The following is a 6380-nucleotide window of genomic DNA, read 5'->3' as shown; positions in this document are numbered from 1 at the left end:
GCATGGCGCAGCTGCGCGCGAAGTCCAGCTCCTTCTTATGGCGCTGGCCGTAGTCAAACGACAGGAGGCGGGTGAGGGCGCTTTCGCCTGCGACCTTGTAGGCGAGCGTGACGGAATCCAATCCGCCCGAACAGATAACGATAGTCTTCATCCGGCTTCCTTGTTTTGACCGGGTAGGCTGCGACCGGATCGGCTCAGGTGCCGATAGACGTTTTGCGGATCACGCGCGAACGAGAGTCATGCGCGAAGCGGACAGCAAGGCGTCCTCCGCCTTGCGGCGCAACGAATAGCCAGTGTTGCGCCGATGTCAATGAGAAGTGCGCGGGCGGCCGCGTTGCCTGCCGATGGCCGCGTGCATTATGACGTAGTGCTACGCAAACAATGTCGGATAGATGACACAGCTGGGTCAGCCCCGTTGTATTTGAAAGCTTTCTTCGTTTGGCACGATTACTGCGTTGGAAGATTCTGAAACATCGCGGTTCACAAAGGGAGAGGCAGGCGCCATGCGCAAAATCTGCAAGGTGCATTTCCGGCTCACCGGGCCACGCCTTCGTTTACGGTCGGACACGCCCAGGACATTCGACTAGGTACGCCCCGCGGGAGCAGGTTCTTGGCTCTCGAAACCACTGCTGAAGGCGGCCACACTGTGCATCGGGCCCTATAAGAAGGAATATGTATGAACATGGGCGACCAACAGAACGCAAACCAAAAACCCTCGCAAAAGCGGTTCAAAGCTTCTCACGCGCTCCACGGTGACGCTGATCGTTTGGCCAAGTACTACCGTGAATGGGCCAGTTCCTACGAACTGGACGTCGAGCGCGAACACTACTGCGGCCCTTCGATCGTGGCGGAACTGGCGGGGGCCGTGCAAAGTGCCTATATCGGCCGTGAGCGAGCTGCCGTGACAATCCTGGACGCTGGCTGTGGCACAGGCCTAGTCGGCGTTGAATTGGATTATCTCGGCTTCCGTTTCATCGACGGCTTTGACCTCTGCGAGTCGATGGCCGAAATGGCGAGGCAAACCGGGACCTATCGCGAGGTCCGAGGCGATGTTGACCTTAACCGACCACTTTCCGGCTATTCCAGCGCGAGCTATGATGTGACCGTGTGTTGCGGCGTCTTCACCGTCGGGCATGTGCAGGCGCATGGACTGCGCGAATTGGCGCGCGTCACGCGCCCGAATGGATTTGTGGTGGCGAGCATTGATGAAAGCTATGCAGAGGCAGCGTCCTTTGAAGAAGAGGTGCTGCATCTGCAGGAGGTGGGCGTCTTTGAGCCGCAACAATGTCTCAACAGCGGCAAATATGTCGATGGCGAGCTCGCGCATTATTGGGCATTGCGAGTGCTCGAGAAGCCGACGGAGCGGCTATGACCCCCCGGGTCCCCCGACTAATGATAGTGCTCACGCCTGCGGCGGGTGGGGGAGGAAACTGCCCGAAAGTCGATGTGCCGCGGGGTGATTCAGGGGACCCTTAGGGGGACTGTCAGGAATTCTGTGCGCGAGGCGGTTTCGTCACTGGCTGAGGAACCTTGTGTTGCCGACAGCAACACTGTGTAGATGCACCAGGTCTGCAAGGGCCGTACTGACCCGATCTGAAAGAAACCGAGCTACGCTTGCGAACAGGAAATACTGTCGGTGGTATGCACAAATAGGCGGGTTTTGGCATCGTACGAACGCTGGCCCTTCTCTTGAAGGACGTCCAGATCATCGGTCAGGTCTCCGCAGACAAAAAAATTTCAATCCGGTAATGGATTCTTTCGAGTGCTTCCTGAACAAGGTTGCTGAAGACGGCCGCGATCAGCGCGACGGTATCGTCATTGCTAAATACTTACTCGAGCGCGGCCCGTCGTCGGCGAAGAAGCCCGACGCGGCCTGACCGGCAGGGCGAAGGGCTCTACATCTTACTGAACGCGACGCTCCCTACAGCGCTTTCTTCCATCATCAGCGCGACCGCCGTGACCCGCTGATGGACTGATGGCTGACCCCAACCAATTGCGACGGCTGAATAGCTCATCTCCAGCGGCTGGTGTGGGAGCAACGGCAGTTGGGTTGGCGGGCCCTTGGCAGGTCTCGAAATGACGTTTCAATTCGACCATCGGCGACATCTCTCGAAACTTTCGCCTTCCCTGCCTCCTTGCCGGCGAGGCAGTTAAGCTTTATGCCGTGCGGAATGAGGGGCAAGCTGTGGAAGAAGGGGATGAGTTCCCTAGCCACGCATTGGCCGGTGGAGGCAGACTGGCCAGGTGTTTTCCATACAGTGTGCGCCGACTAAAGCGGCCTTGCGATTTTTCGCTTTTTCTGCGTCTATCTCTAAGTCTCGAATGAACGGCTTGGCTTACGGTCAGGCTACGTTGCAATTGTTATGAAGGAATACAGTATGGCGACTGGAACTGTGAAGTGGTTCAACAACACCAAGGGCTTCGGCTTCATCCAGCCCGATGGCGGCGGACAGGACGTGTTTGTCCACATTTCCGCCGTCGAACGTGCCGGCCTTTCGACCCTCGCCGATGGTCAGAAGATCAATTATGAGATCGAGCAGGACCGCCGCACCGGCAAGTCATCAGCCGGCAATCTCAGCAAAGCGGGCTGATTCTAGTCCGAACCTGCCACGGGCCGCAGGGACGGGGCAAGTTGCGGATGTTCCGACGGCCGCTAGACAAGCGCATGTGGAGCCTGGCTCAACCGGAAGGCCACAGCGAAGTTCCGCGCGCCTCAGTAATTCCACCAGACCATTTGCCGGAAAGGCGGGGTTTTCGTCTTTTGGATTCGACACGCCGTTCGGTGCAGCTGCTTTACAAGCCTGACAAATATGGGAAAACCCTGCGACCGCCTCGTCCGATTTGGAGGCGAGCGCCGGCCCGGCAGGATGCAACTGACACTGATCCGGATTTATGACGAGCTTTACAGGCTCGGCTACGAGGGGGGTATGACTCTGATGGAGTTGCCAAGGCGCCTTTGCGGGAGAAACGCCAAAGCGGAACAGAAATTAGCGGCACGAATATTGCGGCCCGGCCGTGACCTCTTTGACAATGATGCTCACAAGGAAGCAACATGAGGCGTCAAACGCGACCATTCATCTTGGAAGTCAAGCGGAAGCGCGGCATTCAAAAGGATTCCCGGTCCATTTGGGGGAATTTTGATATTTCAGCGGCCCTCGCCGAGACAACCCGAGTATCGGAGGCGACCGAGCTCCCCAATTGTCAGACGATTGACTCCAACATAATCTCCGCCGATCCTGAATATCTGTTCAAATCGCAAGCGGAGACTCCTATGCCGAATCCAAATGGCGCTGAAGCTGCAGCATCCCCCTCTGAATCCCCTCCGAAAGCAGACAAGCCAAAGGCGAAGAGAAGAGTTGCGCAATCGCGCAAGTCGAAGCCGGGCAAAACATCGCCTGCTTATACCAGTGCCGTCCTCCAGACTCCGACATCTGATACAACGGCAGCACTTGGAAATGGCCGGAAAATTTACTCGGCAAAAGAGCGAGCCGAGAAGCTCTCCGAGATGCAGAAGTACATGAATGGCGGTGCCACTCTGAAGCTGGCCGCAAAGCAGGCGGGCATATCGGAGCAGACCTATTATCATTGGAAGCGGGCCTCAGCACCTGCAGCCCGAAGCGACGATTTGAAGGATCTTCTCGCGCTCGAGGACGAAAACAAGCGGCTAAAGGGCCTCCTCGCAGAGCGCCTTCGCAAGGAGAACGCGGAATTGAAGATGAGGCTCGGCTTGGCGTAGGATCTGCTCTTGAGCTGCAGGCGCGTTGGTGATGGCCCGTGACCAAGACTTTCTCGGCTGGCCCTCGACTTGATCGGCACGGCAGGCTTGAGAGCTTCCGGCTTTTCTGGCACGACGCTACCGGCCGCGCCCCCGGTGTGTATGCACCAGGGATCTTAACGCCTGAAGCCCAGAGATTCGGCTAAAGTCCGTCTTTCTCTTATCGCCAACTCGCGCAGCCTCGCGTTTGCGCAGGAAGCGGCTTTCAATGCGGTCACACGGGACGCGGCAGGTAGATGGTGATAAGCCGCGCCGCCTTTTTCCTTGGGCGGGATCAGCACCCTCGGCCGCCTCTTCCAGACCGTGCGTGACCACGACCATCGTAACGTTCTCCTCACTCCAAATGCGTGCCGGTTCCTCCTGCCTTGCTCCAAAATCCTCAAGAAATCGACGTCGCCGTCGGTCGCCTTAGCGCCCTTTGCATAGGCCGAAGCCGGTCCAGTAACGCGCAAGGCTCGCCATTCTCGCCGCGGTTGTTAAGGATGTCGGCCAGTACGTTGCGCGCCTTGTCACGATTTTTCCGTGACCGGTAGTGTCAATCAGCGGTCCGATAGCCTCGCCCGGATCGAAGTCGTCCCCAACTGCAGGGCTGCAGCTTTTTCGACGAGTTTGAGGCGAACTCGCCTTCGCTGGCCATCTCTTGTTCTTGCTGGACCCGTCGAACCGCGTCTAAAAGCCTAAAGTGATGGGCTGGCTCGATCGAACTGCACCCGCGCAAGCATTGAATCGAGGGGGCAATAGCCAATTCCGCTTGACGCGCTCGGCTGCTCTAGATACTTATTAGGTTAATAACATACTGACTAGTGCGTTAGCTTTTCAGCAAGCGAGGGCAGGTTTGTCAGGCTCTCGCAAGATGGCAATCAGTGCGCTTCGCGTCTCGGGGATGCGGAGCTATTAATTATGGTACGCCTGTGAGGCGCGCAACGGGAGAGGCAATGCAGCTGGATTTCGACTTTGTCATTGTTGGCGGTGGATCTGCGGGATGCGTTCTTGCTGCCAGGCTGAGCGAACAGTCTTCGTTGCAGGTGCTTCTGATTGAGGCTGGACCGGACAGCGAGAACTGGAAAATCAGGATGCCTCTGGCCCTCGACCATCTGTTGAAGTCGACCACATACAATTGGGGTCTGGAGTCCGAGCCAGAGCCGGGTCTCGGAGGGCGTAAGGTAGGGCATCCCCGCGGTCGGGTTCTGGGTGGTTCGTCAGCCATCAACGGCATGGTCTTCACGCGTGGCAATCCCCAGGACTATGATGAGTGGCGCGACCATTTTGGCTGCGACGGCTGGGGCTATGCGGACGTTCTGCCATATTTCAAAAAAATGGAAAGCGCCAAGGGTGGCGACAGCCGGTATCGAGGCAGAAGCGGTCCTCTTGAAGTCACGCGTCCCGACATTGATTCAAATCCCATGAATCGCGCTTTCCTGGAGGCCGGTCGCTTCCTTGGCTATCCGATGTCAAAGGATAGTAACGGTCCGCAGCATGAGGGATTTGCGGCGTCAGAGCAGACAATCGTCCGCGGGCAAAGAAATTCCACTGCCGCGGCATTTCTGACCACGGCGGTCCGGAAGCGGCCAAACCTGACAATTCTTCCGGAGACCCTGGTTGAAAGCGTCATTTTCGAGGGCAAGCGGGCTGTCGGCGTGAAATGCCGTACACGAACCGGGCAGGCGGTTTATCGGGTCCGTCGCGAGGTTGTCCTCTCGGCAGGCGGTGTCGGATCTGCCCATATCCTCAAGCTGTCGGGGGTTGGCCCTGCTAGCGAACTCGCCCGTCACGGGATCGATATCGTCCTCGACAGCCAAGCGGTAGGCGCGAATCTTCAGGATCATCCTGACCTTCCCATCCAATACGCTTGCCGGCAGCCTGTTACGCTGCGCCGCCATGCGACATGGCCGCGACGGGCTTTTGTCGGATTGGACTGGTTTTTGTTCAAGCGAGGTATTGCTGCCAGCAACCAGTTTGAGGTCAGCGCATACGTGCGCAGCAGGGCAGGCATATCGAAACCAAATCTCAAACTGGAGTTTTTCCCGCTCGGCATCTCACATGAGGACTACAAGCCGTATCGGATTGAATCTTTTCAAGTTCATTGCACGCTCGAAACATCGGAGGCCCGCGGCACGCTCAGCCTGCGTTCGGCCGATCCCGCGCAGCCCCCGGCCATGCTGTTCAACTATCTCTGTGACGAGCGCGACATGCAGACGTTCCGTGAAGGAATTGCGCTCGTTCGCGAGCTCGTCGCCGCTCAACCCTTTGCGCCCTATCGCGGGGCTGAAATTGAACCCGGCCAGGCCGTGCAAAGCGATGCGGCACTCGACGACTGGATCCGCAGCCGAGCTACAACTGCCTATCATATCTCCGGCACGTGTCGCATGGGCCGTAGCGATGATCCGGCGGCGGTAATCGGCCCTGATATGAAGGTTCACGGCCTGGAGGGCATTCGCGTCGCCGACGCCTCTGTCATGCCGCTGGTGGTGACTTCCAACTTGAATGCCTCGGTGATCATGATCGGCGAGCGTGCCGCGGATTTCTGTCTGGGAAGACCTCAACTGACCCCTTCAAATGACCCGTATTGGGTGCACCCCTCCTGGCAGACCAGCCAGCGATAAAG

General features: G+C 57.9%; 6 protein-coding genes. 5 read left to right on the top strand and 1 reads right to left on the bottom strand.

Annotated elements, in window-relative coordinates; translation table 11 throughout:
• Positions 1-151 (bottom strand): 7-cyano-7-deazaguanine synthase (locus ACWGS9_RS15720; RefSeq protein ID WP_454506121.1); only part of this gene is annotated, 151 nt, incomplete at its 3' end.
• 525 nt (positions 152-676) lie between these two features.
• Between ACWGS9_RS15720 and ACWGS9_RS15715 the strand changes: the two genes are divergently transcribed.
• From ACWGS9_RS15715 to ACWGS9_RS15695, 5 genes are all read left to right on the top strand, one after another.
• Positions 677-1372, top strand: coding sequence for a class I SAM-dependent DNA methyltransferase (locus ACWGS9_RS15715; protein WP_454506115.1), 696 nt, complete (start codon positions 677-679; stop codon positions 1370-1372).
• 376 nt (positions 1373-1748) lie between these two features.
• Complete coding sequence (locus ACWGS9_RS15710) at positions 1749-1877, top strand: hypothetical protein (RefSeq protein ID WP_454506114.1); 129 nt, start codon at positions 1749-1751, stop codon at positions 1875-1877.
• Positions 1878-2378: 501 nt separating this feature from the next.
• Positions 2379-2591 carry a cold-shock protein gene (locus ACWGS9_RS15705; protein WP_454506113.1) on the top strand — a complete coding sequence of 71 codons (213 nt, stop codon included), beginning with the start codon at positions 2379-2381 and terminating at the stop codon, positions 2589-2591.
• A gap of 461 nt (positions 2592-3052) precedes the next feature.
• Positions 3053-3736 carry a transposase gene (locus tag ACWGS9_RS15700; protein ID WP_454506112.1) on the top strand — a complete coding sequence of 228 codons (684 nt, stop codon included), beginning with the start codon at positions 3053-3055 and terminating at the stop codon, positions 3734-3736.
• 974 nt (positions 3737-4710) lie between these two features.
• Positions 4711-6378, top strand: coding sequence for a choline dehydrogenase (locus ACWGS9_RS15695; RefSeq protein WP_454506111.1), 1668 nt, complete (start codon positions 4711-4713; stop codon positions 6376-6378).
• Positions 6379-6380: the final 2 nt, after the last annotated feature.

The sequence above is a fragment of the Mesorhizobium sp. Arg314 genome, assembly GCF_053714275.1.
Note: the sequence above shows the minus strand (reverse complement) of the source record. Positions and strands in the feature narration are given on the sequence as shown.

Bases quoted from the DNA above. Each gene is read 5' to 3' on its own strand.
- ACWGS9_RS15710 (WP_454506114.1), top strand. From the start codon at position 1,749: ATGGATTCTTTCGAGTGCTTCCTGAACAAGGTTGCTGAAGACGGCCGC.
- ACWGS9_RS15715 (WP_454506115.1), top strand. From the start codon at position 677: ATGAACATGGGCGACCAACAGAACGCAAACCAAAAACCCTCGCAAAAG.
- ACWGS9_RS15695 (WP_454506111.1), top strand. From the start codon at position 4,711: ATGCAGCTGGATTTCGACTTTGTCATTGTTGGCGGTGGATCTGCGGGA.
- ACWGS9_RS15700 (WP_454506112.1), top strand. From the start codon at position 3,053: ATGAGGCGTCAAACGCGACCATTCATCTTGGAAGTCAAGCGGAAGCGC.
- ACWGS9_RS15705 (WP_454506113.1), top strand. From the start codon at position 2,379: ATGGCGACTGGAACTGTGAAGTGGTTCAACAACACCAAGGGCTTCGGC.